Annotated in this window: 11 protein-coding genes and 1 riboswitch; of the genes, 6 read left to right on the forward strand and 5 right to left on the reverse strand. The window is 49.1% G+C overall.

Going from position 1 to position 14,447, the window contains the following annotated elements:
- Positions 1–9 precede the first annotated feature (9 nt).
- From BCF53_RS14730 to BCF53_RS14740, 3 genes are all read left to right on the forward strand, one after another.
- Positions 10–1,431 (forward strand): ATP-binding protein, encoded by a 1,422-nt coding sequence (locus tag BCF53_RS14730; protein WP_132702710.1) that lies wholly within the window; start codon positions 10–12, stop codon positions 1,429–1,431.
- Position 1,432: 1 nt separating this feature from the next.
- The gene (locus tag BCF53_RS14735) at positions 1,433–2,116 is read left to right on the forward strand and encodes a response regulator (protein WP_132702712.1); all 684 of its coding nucleotides are present in this window, start codon (positions 1,433–1,435) and stop codon (positions 2,114–2,116) included.
- Between the two features lie 86 nt (positions 2,117–2,202).
- Complete coding sequence (locus BCF53_RS14740) at positions 2,203–3,765, forward strand: Lcl domain-containing protein (protein ID WP_132702714.1); 1,563 nt, start codon at positions 2,203–2,205, stop codon at positions 3,763–3,765.
- A 20-nt stretch (positions 3,766–3,785) separates the two neighbouring features.
- Here the strand turns inward: BCF53_RS14740 and BCF53_RS14745 are convergent, their stop codons facing one another.
- Positions 3,786–6,443 (reverse strand): sensor domain-containing protein, encoded by a 2,658-nt coding sequence (locus tag BCF53_RS14745; RefSeq protein ID WP_132702716.1) that lies wholly within the window; start codon positions 6,441–6,443, stop codon positions 3,786–3,788.
- Between the two features lie 260 nt (positions 6,444–6,703).
- On the opposite strand from BCF53_RS14745, the gene BCF53_RS14750 reads away from it, so the two are divergent.
- Positions 6,704–7,609, forward strand: a complete 906-nt coding sequence (locus tag BCF53_RS14750; protein WP_132702718.1) for a patatin-like phospholipase family protein — start codon at positions 6,704–6,706, stop codon at positions 7,607–7,609.
- A 20-nt stretch (positions 7,610–7,629) separates the two neighbouring features.
- On the opposite strand, the gene BCF53_RS14755 is transcribed toward BCF53_RS14750, so the two are convergent.
- From BCF53_RS14755 to thiB, 4 genes are all read right to left on the reverse strand, one after another.
- The gene (locus BCF53_RS14755; RefSeq protein WP_132702720.1) at positions 7,630–8,985 is read right to left on the reverse strand and encodes a leucyl aminopeptidase family protein; all 1,356 of its coding nucleotides are present in this window, start codon (positions 8,983–8,985) and stop codon (positions 7,630–7,632) included.
- Between the two features lie 117 nt (positions 8,986–9,102).
- Entirely contained in the window at positions 9,103–9,783 is a 681-nt protein-coding gene (locus BCF53_RS14760) for a thiamine ABC transporter ATP-binding protein (protein WP_132702722.1), read from the reverse strand.
- Entirely contained in the window at positions 9,770–11,164 is a 1,395-nt protein-coding gene (locus tag BCF53_RS14765) for an ABC transporter permease subunit (RefSeq protein ID WP_165901930.1), read from the reverse strand. The genes BCF53_RS14760 and BCF53_RS14765 overlap by 14 nt, the downstream gene beginning before the upstream one ends.
- A gap of 89 nt (positions 11,165–11,253) precedes the next feature.
- Positions 11,254–12,237, reverse strand: a complete 984-nt coding sequence (gene thiB / locus BCF53_RS14770; RefSeq protein ID WP_132702726.1) for a thiamine ABC transporter substrate binding subunit — start codon at positions 12,235–12,237, stop codon at positions 11,254–11,256.
- 81 nt (positions 12,238–12,318) lie between these two features.
- Positions 12,319–12,445: riboswitch (TPP riboswitch) on the reverse strand.
- A gap of 40 nt (positions 12,446–12,485) precedes the next feature.
- Between thiB and BCF53_RS14775 the strand changes: the two genes are divergently transcribed.
- Entirely contained in the window at positions 12,486–13,289 is an 804-nt protein-coding gene (locus tag BCF53_RS14775) for a phosphotransferase (protein ID WP_132702728.1), read from the forward strand.
- A 6-nt stretch (positions 13,290–13,295) separates the two neighbouring features.
- A complete protein-coding gene (locus BCF53_RS14780; protein WP_132702730.1) occupies positions 13,296–14,015 on the forward strand; it encodes an SOS response-associated peptidase family protein in 720 nt (239 codons plus the stop codon).
- Positions 14,016–14,447 lie beyond the last annotated feature (432 nt).

The raw sequence follows: 14,447 nt of genomic DNA on the forward strand, positions 1-14,447 counted from the left end.
GGTAAAAACATGCGCTTGTCACTGTTTACCAAGATATTTATTGTGCTGCTGCTTAGCAGCCTGATCACTCTGATTGGCATTTCCTTACTGATTAACGTCAGTTTTCGCGGTGGTCTGCAGAACTACCTTAACAACAGTGAAATTGAGAAAGCCGAAAGCATTGCCAGCTTTCTGATTAATTTTTACTCCGACAGAGACGGTTGGCAGGAAGTAGAACAGAACAGCATTGTCTGGCGGGCAGCCATTGACAGCATCGGAGAAAAGTTACCCCCTGAACATGCCAACCTGCTGAGTACAGAAGAGCTGATCAATGCAGAGACTTCCCCCTTTTTTGCGAGACTGAGTTTTTATGATGCCAATGGCAATAATCTGGCAGGCTATGCTGTTGAAGACATACCGCAGCGCAATGACTTACTGCAGCCGAGTATTCCCGTCATCAAAGACGACCAGCAAGTGGGTACGATTTATATTCTGCAAAAGAAATCCATTACCGGCCCCCTCGCAGAAGGTTTCTTTAATGAGCAGATGAAAAGTTTTTACATCATCTTCTTTATTTCTGCGATATTCACTTTTGGTTTAGCACTGGTACTGGTGCGCTATTTCTTGAAGCCGCTGAACGATTTACAGAAAGGCTCACAGGAGCTGATGGAAGGTAACCTCGAATACAAAATTTACCCGCAAGGGAATGATGAACTGGCAGACCTCTCGCACGCTTTTAATAAGATGACGGCAGCACTGAAGAATCAGAAGGAAACCCGCGACCAATGGCTTTCAGATATTTCTCATGAATTAAGAACACCGATCTCGGTATTAAGAAGCGAGATCGAAGCCATTGAAGACGGTATTCGAAAACCGGAACCCAGATACATCAGCTCTTTGCACCGGCAGGTGCTTAATCTGGCCGATCTGGTCGAAGATTTATACCAGCTGTCACTGACCGATTCTGGTGTTGAAATCAAACCCACTGACACCGTCAGCCTAACCAAAATTGTTGAATCCGTTGCCGAACAATTCAGCATTCGGTTCGGGCAGAAAAATATTCGTATTGTCAGGCAGTATATGGCCAACCTGGATCTGCGCTTGAAAGCAGATTCAAAATCACTGACGCAGCTGGTGACCAATCTATTTGAAAACAGCCTGCGTTATACAGATGAAAACGGCGTGCTACAGGTAACACTGATCAACCAACCGGAGCACTTGATACTGGTGATGGACGATAGCACACCAACCGTGCCGAACGAGTCTATCCCCAAACTGTTTGACCGCCTTTACCGGGTGGATAAATCCCGCAGCCGTGCCAACGGTGGCTCGGGCTTAGGCATGAGTATCTGCCAGAATATTGTGAACGCCCATAACGGGAACATTACCGCTGCTCAATCCAACCTGGGCGGATTGAGAGTAGAAATAAGACTCCCCAAGGAGAACAGTTAGTATGAACTTTAACGAAAAAACCGTTCTGGTTGTTGAAGACGAGCCCTCATTAGCAACGGTACTTTGTGAGTATTTGAGTCACGCCGGTTTTAAAACCGAAGTGCTGGATAACGGCTCCAGTGTTATTCCCAGTGTCAAAACCAATCAGCCCGACCTGATCGTGCTCGACCTGATGTTACCGGAAAAAGATGGCCTGACAATTTTCAGGGAATTGCGCACTTTCACTTCTGTTCCGGTGATTATGGCAACGGCCAAGGTAGATGAAATAGACCGCCTGCTCGGTCTGGAACTGGGTGCCGATGACTATGTCTGCAAACCTTACAGCCCGCGCGAGCTGGTTGCGCGGGTAAAAAACATTCTGCGCCGCTCCGAAGAAACCTCAGAGTATGCAAAAAACGAAGGCCCGCTGGTGATCAACGAGGCCAGCATGTCGGTTGTTTTAATGGGTAAATCACTGGTACTGACACCGGCTGAATTCCGCCTGCTGAATCACCTGTTCCAGCACATGGGGCAAATCTTCTCGCGTGATCAGCTGATGCAAAAAATCTATGATGACAACCGCGTGGTTACCGACCGGACCATCGACAGTCATATTAAAAATCTGCGCAAAAAATTCCACGAAGTTTCACCGGATTGTGACTATATCAAATCAATTTACAGCGTTGGCTACCGGCTGGAAATCTAGTGGCGCATGCGCCACTAGCCGTGCATATTTCTTGAACATTTAGCTGTTAGCTTTCAGTTTCTCAAATAAGAAACTTCGGAGCTAATATGGTCACCCTGAAAAAACTACTGCCGGCAACTGCACTGCCTCTGTTGTCGGTTGCTTCTCTGGCAGCAACCGCTGCTTCGGACCTGACCTACCCAGTAGTTGATACCCACGCTTCCACTTGCGTAAATACCACTGAAACGGTTGCTACATGCCCAGCTCCCGGCAGCACTGCATTCGGTCAGGATGCTCAGTACCAGGGCTTTCAGCCAGCCTACAACGTCAACAACAATGGTACCGTTACCGATCAGGTCACCGGTTTAATGTGGGCACAAACCATTGACCTGAACCAAGATGGCGAAATCAACGTCAAAGATAAACTTACCTACGATCAGGCTGCAAAATTTGCCCAGCAGTCTACCCTGGCCGGTTTTGATGATTGGCGGGTTCCCACCATTAAAGAGCTGTATTCGCTGATCCTATTTGATGGTCAGGACCCTTCCGGCATGGATAATCAACCCGGAGAGCTGAGCGTAGTCCCCTTTATTGATAACCGTGTTTTCGGGTTCAACTCCGGCGATATGCAGGCCGGTGAACGCCTGATTGATGCGCAGTACCTCACCTCAACGAAGTATGTCTCAACCACAATGAATAACGCTCAGGAGACTGTTTTTGGTGTGAACTTCATAGACGGGCGCATTAAAGGCTATGGCCTCGGCAATCCGAGCGGTGAAAAAACCTTCTATGTGCTGCTGGTACGTGGTGAAAACTATGGTGACAATAACTTCGTTGATAACGGCGACCGCACCATTACCGATACAGCCACCGGCCTAACCTGGCAACAGACCGACAGCATTAAAACCATGGACTGGCCAAGCGCACTGAATTACTGTGAATCGCTGACCTTCGCCGGGCACAGCGACTGGCGCTTACCGAACGTGAAAGAACTGCAATCGATTGTCGACTACAGCCGCTCACCGGAAACCTCGAACAGCGCAGCAATCGCCCCTCTGTTTATCACGACTCAAATCACCAATGAAGCCTCGCAGCTGGATTACGCAAACTACTGGAGCAGCACAACGCACCTGAACCCGCGCAACGCTGCAAACGGTGCCTACGTTGCCTTTGGCCGGTCACTCGGCTTTATGAATAATCAATGGTCGGATGTACATGGTGCGGGTTCGCAACGCAGTGACCCTAAGGTTGATGATGGCAATGATTACACCAATGGCCATGGTCCGCAGGGTGATGCGATCCGAATCAACAACATGGTTCGCTGTGTCACCGATGAATACACCGAATTTGTTCAGCAGCCCAAGGCTGAACCTCGCTCTGCGGTAAGCTTCACCATTACCGCCAGCCAGGAGCAGCAGGCACCGGTACAGCGCCCGGAACAGGAACAAGCTCAGAGGCAGGGTCAGGGGCAGAATCAAGTTCAGGGGCAGCGCTCAGCTGGTAACCCGATGGAACGGTTAGACAGCAATAAAGACGGTAAGATTTCAAAAGACGAAGCTCGCGGCCCAATCATTCAGGCCTTTGATCAACTCGATACTGACGGTGACGGCTTTATCAGCAGTGAAGAGTTAAAGCAGTCGCGCAATGCCAATGCGGCCAGAAAAAAATAGCCGCACGGTTTAAGAGCACTTCATACTTCAGTAATGATGAAGTGCTTAAAGTCTGTGTAAGGCACCGGCTTGCCAAAGTAGAAACCCTGAAAGTACTGACAGCCTAATTTGGTCAGCAGGTTCAGCTGCTCAACGTCTTCCACACCTTCAGAAATGACATCAATACTGAAGTTACGGCCCAGATCGAGAATAGACTTCACCATGATCAGATCAGACTCATCGAACTTAATATCACGCACGAAAGAGCGGTCAATCTTGATTTCATCGATGGGCAATCCTTTCAGGTGGGTCAGTGAAGAGTAACCCGTTCCAAAATCATCCAAAGACACCCTGATGCCCAGCTTTTTAAGTTCAGTCAGCTTTTCAATGGCAACGTCAAGATCTTCGAGCAGCGCGGTTTCGGTCACTTCCAGGGTAAGCCGTGCGTAATCAAAATTGTACGCGCCGATAATCTCAACAAAATGCTCACAGAAATCCTTTTGCCGAATCTGCTTGGCACTGAAGTTAACCGACATCCCCAGGCTTGCCGTCTCATCACTGTACTGCCACTCCTGAAGCTTGCTACAGGCGTCATTCAGAACCACATCACCAATGGCGACAATCAGGTTTGCCTGTTCGGCGATCATGATGAAATCACACGGCGGAATCATACCCAGCTCTGGGTGGAACCAGCGCACTAAGGCCTCAGCACCAATCAGCTGCTGGTTAAAATCATATTTCGGCTGGTAGTAAACACTAAACTGGTTTTCGGAAATGGCCCGTCTAAGCTCTCGCTTGATGTCTCGCTCTCGGTTCAGTTCATCGCGCATTTCCGGGCCGAAGATGAGGCTATCGTTACGGCCATCTTTTTTCACCTTGTACAACGCCATATCCGCCATTTGGATCAGGGCGTTGGCATCGGCATCGTCTGTCTTGAAGATCACACCACCAATGCTCACGGTAATGTAATAGTCGATTACGTTTTTGATATTTTCATGATGCAGATGAAAAACTTCACACAGAGAATCCCGTATCGATTCCGCTGTCGCCATAGCCTGCTCAGCGGCAACCTCGGCATTTTCATTCAGCTGATGCAGAATCAGAACAAACTCGTCGCCACCAAACCGGGCAACAGTATCTTCAGCGCGCAGCCGGCGATGGATTCGTTTACCCACCTCAACCAACAACTGATCGCCAACCTGATGCCCATAGCTGTCGTTAAGCAGTTTGAATCGATCCAAATCCAAAAACAAAACCGCGCCATAAATGTTGGTCAGGCAATGATGACTGATAGCATCGGTCAAACGATCCTTCAGCATTGAACGGTTGGGTAGCTGGGTCAGCGAATCGTAGTAGGCCAGGTTTTCGATTTGCTGTTGGTTGATCTTTTCCTGAGTGACATCCTGCATAATGCCCACGACCCAGAGCGGTTTACCGTCTTCATCGTACTCAGCGACCTGACCGCGATCCCATATCCACAGTACATTGCCATCCGGACGCTTCATCCGGAACTCAATATTGTAGGTCTCGTTGCTTTCCAGCAGGGCTGTTAGTGCCGCGTGAACTCTCGACCTGTCTTCCGCAAAGATGCAGTTATCAAATTCTTCGAAAGAGCTTTCTGAATTCAGAACACCCGTAATGCTTTCCCATTGGGCATTATGGCCGACCTCATTGGTTTGGGTGTTCCATTCCCATAGGCCTTCACCGGAAACCTCAAAGATGCTTTCCAGTCGTTTTTCGTTCCTTTCAGCCCGGTCTTTCAGCTCTACGATTTCGGTTACATCTCTGGCAACCACGGTTATGCACAGGTTGTTCTGACGGTCTCTGAAGGGCACTTTAACGGATAGGAAGTGGCGTATTTCACCGGTATTGGCATCGGTCGAATCTTCATACACCTCTTCTGTTTTGAACTGGCGCATAACCTTACGGACATTCTCCCGAAAGAAATCTGCCTGCTGCTGATTTCCGGTAAAGTAGGCGTCATCCTTCCCGACCATAGCCTCGGGGGTTGAGTTATAAAGCTGAGCAACGGTTTCATTACAAAAAATAAAATTACCGTCGTAATTCTTGGCGACCACAGGGTCTGGAATAGCATTGAGCACATCCGTCAACAACTGGTTTCGCGAAATGAATTTACGGAAGCCATGCAACACCAGAGCCAGCTGAAGTACGCCACAGATCAGCAGTAAAACAATGACAGCACCTTCGGGTGTATTGAACTTGCGCAACGGGTCTGAAGCCCTGTTAATTTCATCCTGTTCCAGGGCTGAAACCAAGTGAGATCGGGCAATAATATAGTTACTCAGCACATTGGCTGAAATACCCTCTGGCTTAGCGGCCTGTTGTGCCTGTCTTAAATCTGCAACCGATTCGGTAAAGTTTTCAAAAAGCGATGCTGGCACATGGGTAGCGGATTCCAGACGGTTAATTTCCTCGGTAAGCTGCGCCACTTCCAGCCAGATAGCAGCCGACTCTGGTGCGCCCAGAGCTTGCCCGGGAACGACAAACCCCAGACGCAAAAACTCATGATCGAGTTGGGTAAACAGCATCTGATGCTTGCCAATAAATAGGCCTTCCCCGCGTGCAAACAGCCCAAAACCGATGAATAGCAGACCAAGGAACAGGATGGAGTTAAAAAACAGGATAACGCCCATTGAAGAGCGCGAGAAATATCCGGAAAGGTTACCAATTTTACCCATATGTAAACCAAATCAGCTTCCAACCCAATTTAGTTTAGACGAAATTGAATACTTTTAAGGAATCTGCAAGGCTGAATACACATTTTCTGCAGTAAAACACACCTAATTATTTCGTATCCGCAACAGTCATACTCATTTTTACTATTTAAAATCGGATGTAACGACTGATAGTATTCAATTTGATTATATTACAAAGTGAGTTATTTTCGGGCTGTAGTAGTGGCGCTATCTATAATAGGCGCAGATAAGGGAGCAGGCACATGTCAAAAACGGAACTATTCAGCAACGGGAACAATCAACCAGCACTGATCATTGAAGGTGGTGCCATGCGCGGAATATTTGCCGCCGGGGTGCTTGATTGCTTTATGGCAAATGATTTTCGCCCTTTCCATTCCGCCTATGGCGTTTCTTCCGGCTCTACAAACATGGCCTCGTATCTGGCAGGCCAACCCGGACGTAACCGTAAAATTATTACCGACCTGTCGTGCCGGCCAGACTTCATCAACGCCGGCAAGTTTTTGCGGGGAGGTCACTATATTGATCTCGACTGGTTATGGCAGGTGGTCGATAAAGAGCACCCTCTCGATACCAGAGCGCTGTCGAACCAGCCTACTGCGTTCTATGCCGTTGTCACAAACGTAGTAACCGGAAAGCCCGAATACTTAATGCCGGCCGGAAACACGGCTAACGATCTGCTTAAGGCCTCGTGCGCGGTGCCGATTGCCTATCGCCGTTTTCCCCGCTACGGCCAAAAGCAGTTCGCTGACGGCGGCATTGGAGATTCGATTCCGGTTATAGAAGCTTATAATCGCGGTGCCCGACACATCGTTGTGGTTTTATCCCGCTCCGGCGGTTACCGGAAATCGCCGGTGAAAACCCCTGCGGTTGTGCGTAAGGTGATGAAAGATTATCCGATGCTCGCCGAGGCCATTCTGCAGCGTGAGCAAAGCTATAACCGGGCAATAGACTTTATTGAGTCGCCACCTGAAGATTGCAGGCTGGAGGTGATTTCGCCTTCACAGGCTTTTAAGGTCAGCCGCACCACAACCAATGCCCACAAACTGGCCAATGGCTACAACATGGGCTTCCGGGCTGCAGAGCAGTTTCTGGCATCAACGCCACTGTTCAGCCCGGTTACAATGGAAGAAGGTGCTGCCCTTGCCTGAGCAGCACCACTGAGAGGCGTTTACGCGCTGTATCGTGCCTGCAGCGCAGCAAATACCGCGCGAATACCCATAGCCTCGCCACCTTTCGGACGGCCTGGACGAACACGGTCATTCCAGGCACCGACATCGAAGTGCACCCAGTTGGAATTTTCAACGAAGTTTTTCAGGAACAAAGCCGCTGTGATAGAACCACCAAATGGCGTGCCACTGGCATTCACCAGATCAGATATTGAGCCCTTCATAAAGCTGGCATAACCTTCGTGCAATGGCAGTTGCCAAATCGCATCATCGGCCTGCTTAGCACCGTCACGCAGCTGATCTGAAAAGTTGTCATCGGTTGAATAGAAACCCGGTACTTCCAGGCCCAGCGCCACGCGAGCTGCACCGGTCAGGGTCGCAAAATCGATGATCAGGTCCGGGGATTCTGCATCGGCTTCTGCAAGTGCATCGCACAACACCAGACGGCCTTCGGCATCGGTATTATCAATCTCGACCGTCAGCCCTTTGCGGGTTTTTACTATATCGCCCGGCCTGAAGGCCTTACTGCCGATGGCATTTTCAGCTGCCGCCACCAGTACTCTAAGCCGTACCGGTAGCTTATGCGCCATAATCAGTTGTGCCAGCCCCAAAACATGCGCGGCACCACCCATGTCTTTCTTCATCAGCCGCATACCCTGCGCCGGTTTTAAATCCAAACCACCGCTGTCGAAGCAAATGCCTTTACCGACCAAAGTCAGTTTAGGGTGCTGTTCATCGCCCCAGTTCAGTTCCAGTAACCTTGGCGCATGAACCGAAGCCCGGCCAACCATATGAATCGTCGGGTAATTCTGTTTCAGCAAGGCGTCGCCAACCACCTCTTTGAAGCCGGCGCGGTATTCCGAGGCCAGTTTTTGCATCGCCTTTGCCAGATGCTCCGGCATCATATCGGCGGCCGGGGTATTGATCAGGTCGCGGGTCAGATTAACCGCGGCCACCTGGTACACCACCGAGTTATATACCTTGTCATCTTCAATAAACAACGTTGGTTGCTCGATGGCATCCTTCAAATAGGGGGTAAAGCGGTATTGAGCCAGCGCCCAACCTAAGGCTGCGGCCTTCTGCTGCTCTGCAGTGCCCTCAAGATAGTACGAGCTTGCGGGCAGACTGACGGCCAGCTCCGATAGGCTCCAGATAGAATCTACATCTTCAACCACAACAATGACAAAACCAGGTAAGCCATTGGCATCCGGTATCAGGCGGCTTCCCGGTGTTTTAAAGCCACTGTGCATCAACCAGTTACAGGTAAACTCAGTCTGCTCTTTAAACCACTCATCGTAAGCCTCAACAGACATCAATTTAATTGGTATGCCGTTTTTACCAAGTTGCAAGTTAACCATAATTCCATCCTGTGCTTTGCTGGGTTTAACCCTGTCAATTATCCGACATAGTTTGGAGCCTCTTAGGGTCGCATGCAACCGTAAGAAAGGGGGTAACTGAGATTAACGTGAAAAGTATTAGTTAGTTGGGCTAAAACCCGCTGTACTGCCTTGAGCTGTTGCTTGCTGATGCCAATGACTGGATGACCTGGCCTGCAGAATAGAATCGACACTGGAGTTGATTTCATCCAGGTGATGGGTAACCAGAATTACCGTAGAGGCATGTTCAGCCTGAATATCCTTGACCCAGTTGATGCCTTCGTCACGCAAGTTTTTATCCAACGATGAAAAGGGCTCATCGAGTAGTAAAACCGGTTTGTTTTGCAGGAAAACCCGGGCCAGCGCCACCCGTTGCTGTTGCCCGCCGGAAAGATCACTGGCGCGCTTCTTCAATAGTGAACCCAGACCGAATCGCTCAGCGGCCTGACGCAGTAAAGCCTGTTCAGATTCTGACAACTTAGCGTGAACGTTCAGCCCCAGGGCGATATTCTGAAAAACCGTCAGGTGCTCGAACAGATTATTTTGTTGAAACAGCACACCAAATGGGCGCTCTTTCACCGGTAAATGGTTTACTGGCTGATTATTCCAATATACGGTTCCGGACTCTGTCGGGTGAAAGCCGAGCAGTGTAGATATCAGAGTACTTTTACCAATACCACTCTCCCCGACCACAGCCATCAGTTGCCCGGTTGCCAATTCAAAGCTCCATTCAAACCGCTTATTTTCTCTGCACGCAACTAAGCGATCAGCCTTTAACATGAGCTTGTTTCTCCCCGGTCCACTCGGCAATAAAAAGGATAAGCGCGCATAGTAACAGCAACAGTAATGTTAACTGCGATGCCAATACCATCTGATAGCTGCCAATCGCCTGATAAATGAGTATGGGCAGGGTAATAAAGCTGGCAGAGCCCACCATCACCCCGACACCCAGATCACCAACAGACAACACCACAGAAAGCGCAAAGCTCCATGGCAAAATACTTCGAATGGCCGGCCAGTAAACCAGCCGAAGCTGAGTGCCGGATGGCATACCCAGCACATCACACAACGGTGAATAACGGTTTTTATAGCTTTCTATACGGTTGCGCAACGCCGGAATAATCAACGGCATTGCCATCAGGCTGTTCACCCAGACGATGAGAACATGCGTCACCCGGAATGCAATCCCCAACCTTAGCGCCAACAGAAACAAACCGGTAATAACCACCATAACCGGTAAAATCAGCAGCCCGAAGTCTATTAACTGGGTAAAGCGGTTTTGTGAAGAAAAGGCCCGCCCCAAGGCCAACAGAATACTCAATAAGGCGCTAAAGATGGCAATTAACAAACTGGTCAACATAGCCTCAAACAGGCGGGTTGAGCCTATCCAGCCAACAGAAAAGGCGCTGCTTGCCAGAGAATACAGCGGATACACCAGCACCAGCACCAGTAGTACGACCGTTATCACCTGAATAAAATTCGGCTGCGCCTTCTTCGGGCTTATCGACTGACGGCTGAATTCAAGCGCGCTGGCGGTTTGACGCTTAAAGGCTGCAATCACCAGAGCGATTATTGCGATATGCGCGCAGGCATAAACCACCCCGGCTTTAGGGTCGAAATCCAGCTTTAAGGCCTGAAAGATGGCGACTTCCAGGTTGGTATTCTCAGGCCCGCCACCAAGCGTTAGAACGACAGTAAAGCTGCTGAAACACAGAATAAAGATAAGCACGAAAACAGGCCGTATCGCCTGCAACAAAACCGGAAGCTCTATCCACCTGAAAGCGTGAATCCTGCCAAACCCCATGGTACTGCCTAAGCGGTAGTATTCGCCTGAGATGTTTTCCAGCGACTGCCAGATCATGCGGATCGCGAAAGGGACGTTCAAATAAAGGTGCGCCAGCAGGATGCCCTTTAGGCTGAATACATTCAGCCAATCTGAATAGGCGGTAACCACACCAAGAATAATGACCAGCACCGGCATGATAAAGAATAAGTTCAACAGCCCCTTTAAAGCCCACTGATACTGAAAGGGTTTGCGGGCCAGTACCCATGAGAACGGCAATGCAACGACAACCGAAATAGCCGAAGAAAGCAGAGCCTGAACAATAGAAAACTGTAGAACAGAAAAAAACCAGCCATCAAAATAGTCTCTCCAGGGCAAACCAACACCCGGGTGCAGGTACAGCCCTGCCGCACATAAAACGAATGTGAGCAGGATAAATAGTGAAACAACCCTGGAGAGCACTGACACTATTGGCTAACAGCCGATCGCCATTCTTTAATCCAGCGGCTGCGGTTTTCATTCACTTCAGCACTCGGGAAATAGAGAGTCTTGGGCTGTATTAACAAGCTGAACGCTTCTGGTTTTTCAGCTTCCGGCAGAACAGGCCACATCCAGTTGGTACCTGCAAAGACATCCTGAGCGTCCTTACTGATCAGAAATGCCAGAAAGCTTTTAGCCAGTTCAGGCTGCTTCGAACTACTCAGAGCGGCGGCGGTTTCCACCTGAACGTAATGGCCTTCGCTGAATTCAGCGGCCTTGTACTTATCGGTATCTTCCCACGTCATGTGATAGGCCGGAGACGTAACATAGCTCAGTACCATGTCTCCTTTACCTTCCAGGAATAAGGAATAGGCTTCGCTCCAGCCGGGCGTAACCGTCAGTGTTTTCTGCTTAAGCTGTTTCCAGGCCTCGTCACTGTTTTCGCCGTACACAGATTTCACCCACAGCATAAGGCCTTGCCCTGGAGTACTGATACGAGGGTCCTGATAGATAATACTCAGCTCAGAATCCTCAACCAGCTCTTTCAACGAGCCGGGAACATCCGATACTTTGGTTTCGTCATAGATAAACGCAAAATGCCCATAGTCATAAGGTACAAACTGCTCGTCGTTAAATGCGTATGGCAGGCTTAAGTTGCTGAGCGAAAGCCCGTGATCGGCAAGAATTCCCAGGCTTTTCGTTTCTTCCAGTAACGCATCATCCAAACCAAGTACGACATCGGCCTGAGTCTGCTTACCTTCAAGCTTCAGCCGGTTCAGCAACGAAACACCATCTTCCAGGCCAATTAGCTCGAGATCACAACCGCACTGCGCTTCAAACTTTTCTTCAATAGCTGGGCCCGGTCCCCACTCACTGGTGAAAGACTGGTAGGTATATACCGTCAACGTATCCGCAAAGCTGACTGCAGAAAGTGATGCAATGGTAAAAGGTATGAGTGAAGAAACTTTCATGTCTATTCCTGTATCAATTTAATGTATTGATACCGGCGTATTTGCTCAATATAAAAGCAAGAGAGGTGTCGATAGCATGACATCTACCGAGAGTCTGCTCCCTACGCCAGTATGAACTGGGTCAGGTTCAACGGGTTACTCTCAGCCAACCTCAATTCCTATGATCAGAAACATCTGAAAACTCAGGTTGGCACCCCGGCAAGAACGGGGCATAGTCTACCTAGTTTTCAAAATACAAAAAAGTGCCTATGCATCTACGAACAGTGCTGGAAAAAATATATTTTGTTACCGGAGAAAACCTGTCTGTGCAGCGGGTACCAAACGCATTAACGAACCAGGTTTATAAAATCACCAGCAAACCCTCAGAAAAAATGTGGGCTTTACGGGTCAGCAAACAAATAAGCCGTGAACTGGGCATCGACAGGGCGCGGGAAGAAAAAATACTGGATCATTTGAAAGGCAACGCCTGGGTACTGAGACCCTTCTTCTTCAATCAGGCTATTTGCCTGACTGAATGGGTGCATGGCACACCATTTTACGTTCACTCCGTGGAGCAAATACAAAAACTGTCGCAGCTGATTCATGAGATTCATAGCCAGCCGCTGGGAGGTTTAACTCATATCCAACCAACTGAGATAGATAAACAGTTACTCCATCTTCTGAAGCGATTACCGGAAGCCACAGACTCTGCCTTTAGTAATTTACTGTTAAAAAAAATTAAACATTATGTGTTCCCGAAAAAGCTGACGCTTTGCCACCACGACCTGCACCCGGAAAACATCATAGTCTCGCAGACGCAATTAAAACTACTCGACTGGGAGTACGCGTCACTGGGCGACCCACTGATCGATATCGCTTGCGCAATTGAAGGCTTCAAGCTCAACGGTGCCAACAAAGCCGAAATGCTCAAAGCACTTAAACTAGGTGATGAGGAAATGCAGTTACCCATTTGCCTCGTTCAGGCACTCAGTCTACTTTGGTACATGAATCGGTTCCCCAAAAGTAATTTTAATCGCCAACTGAACCTATGGATTGAGACCTGGAAGGATTAAAACATCATGTGTGGGTTTATATATAACGTTGCAAGCTTTCCGTTACTTGAGCCTCTATTCGATATTGCAGGTTACGAAGAAGAACAAATCCGTGAAATACTCACTAAGCAATTCCTCAGACCAACGGATACCGTTCTTAACCTTATTCCAACCCGCTCAGGCCCTTTTATAATGCCTGCGACCTGGTGGCTTGCAACGGGAGCCGACGGCAAGATAAACCCCAAGGTTACATCCTTTAACGCTCAATCCCGCCGTTTAACTACAGCAAAAATTCATCAGCAGAAACCCAGAAGTATCAGAAGCGTCGTATTAGCCAGTGGTTTTTGCGAATGGCAGCCCATAACCATTCAGGATGATTTACTCGACGGCGCAGTCTCAAAAACTATTCAAAAAAAGCAAATGCTTATTGAACTGTCGGACTCAAAGCTGATGCTCATGGGAGCCGTTTCAAAATTAAGATTAAAAGCAGATGGAACACCACAGGTTAATACCGCCGTTATTACCCTACCGACCCATCCTGATTTTGCCACCATTCATGAGCAGTCATTTCCATTGTTACTGCACGCCAGTGAGCTTACGGACTGGCTGAACCCAGAGCTTCCTATGGAGCACTTTTCACAGCTGTTACTGACAACAGAACTGCGTATGGACATTGAAATTACTCACGTTGATCGTGATCTACATCCGCTGAGTAAACCAGACAATTTAAAAGCTAAACCGGAATGACCAACTGAAGGTGTTAGGCAGCCATCATGGCCCAATAGCCGGGCGTTTTTATAACTTATATCTGTGCGGGCGAGACGCCCGCGTTCCAGAGTGGCTGCGCTGTTGTGTGACGGTCGGTGGACCGCGGGCGTATCGCCCGCTCATTGCCTTAGCAGTAAGCGTCTGGGCATCACAACTTGCCGAGTCCCTTACAGAAAAGTGTCTCACTTCCTAAGGGATCAATATAGATGTCCACTTACTTTTAGTGGGTACCATCCCTGCGGGCGAGACGCCCGCGTACCGGAGTGGCTGCGCTGTTGTGTGACGGTCGGTGGACCGCGGGCGTCTCGCCCGCTCTGTAAGCGTCCGGCCATCACACCTTGTCAGGCTGTGCCCAGTTATGCGGTAGTAACTCATCCAGCTGGTTATTTTTTTGGCTTGGCAACCTCGCCA

It is taken from the genome of Reinekea marinisedimentorum, assembly GCF_004341165.1.
Lineage (GTDB): Bacteria > Pseudomonadota > Gammaproteobacteria > Pseudomonadales > Natronospirillaceae > Reinekea > Reinekea marinisedimentorum.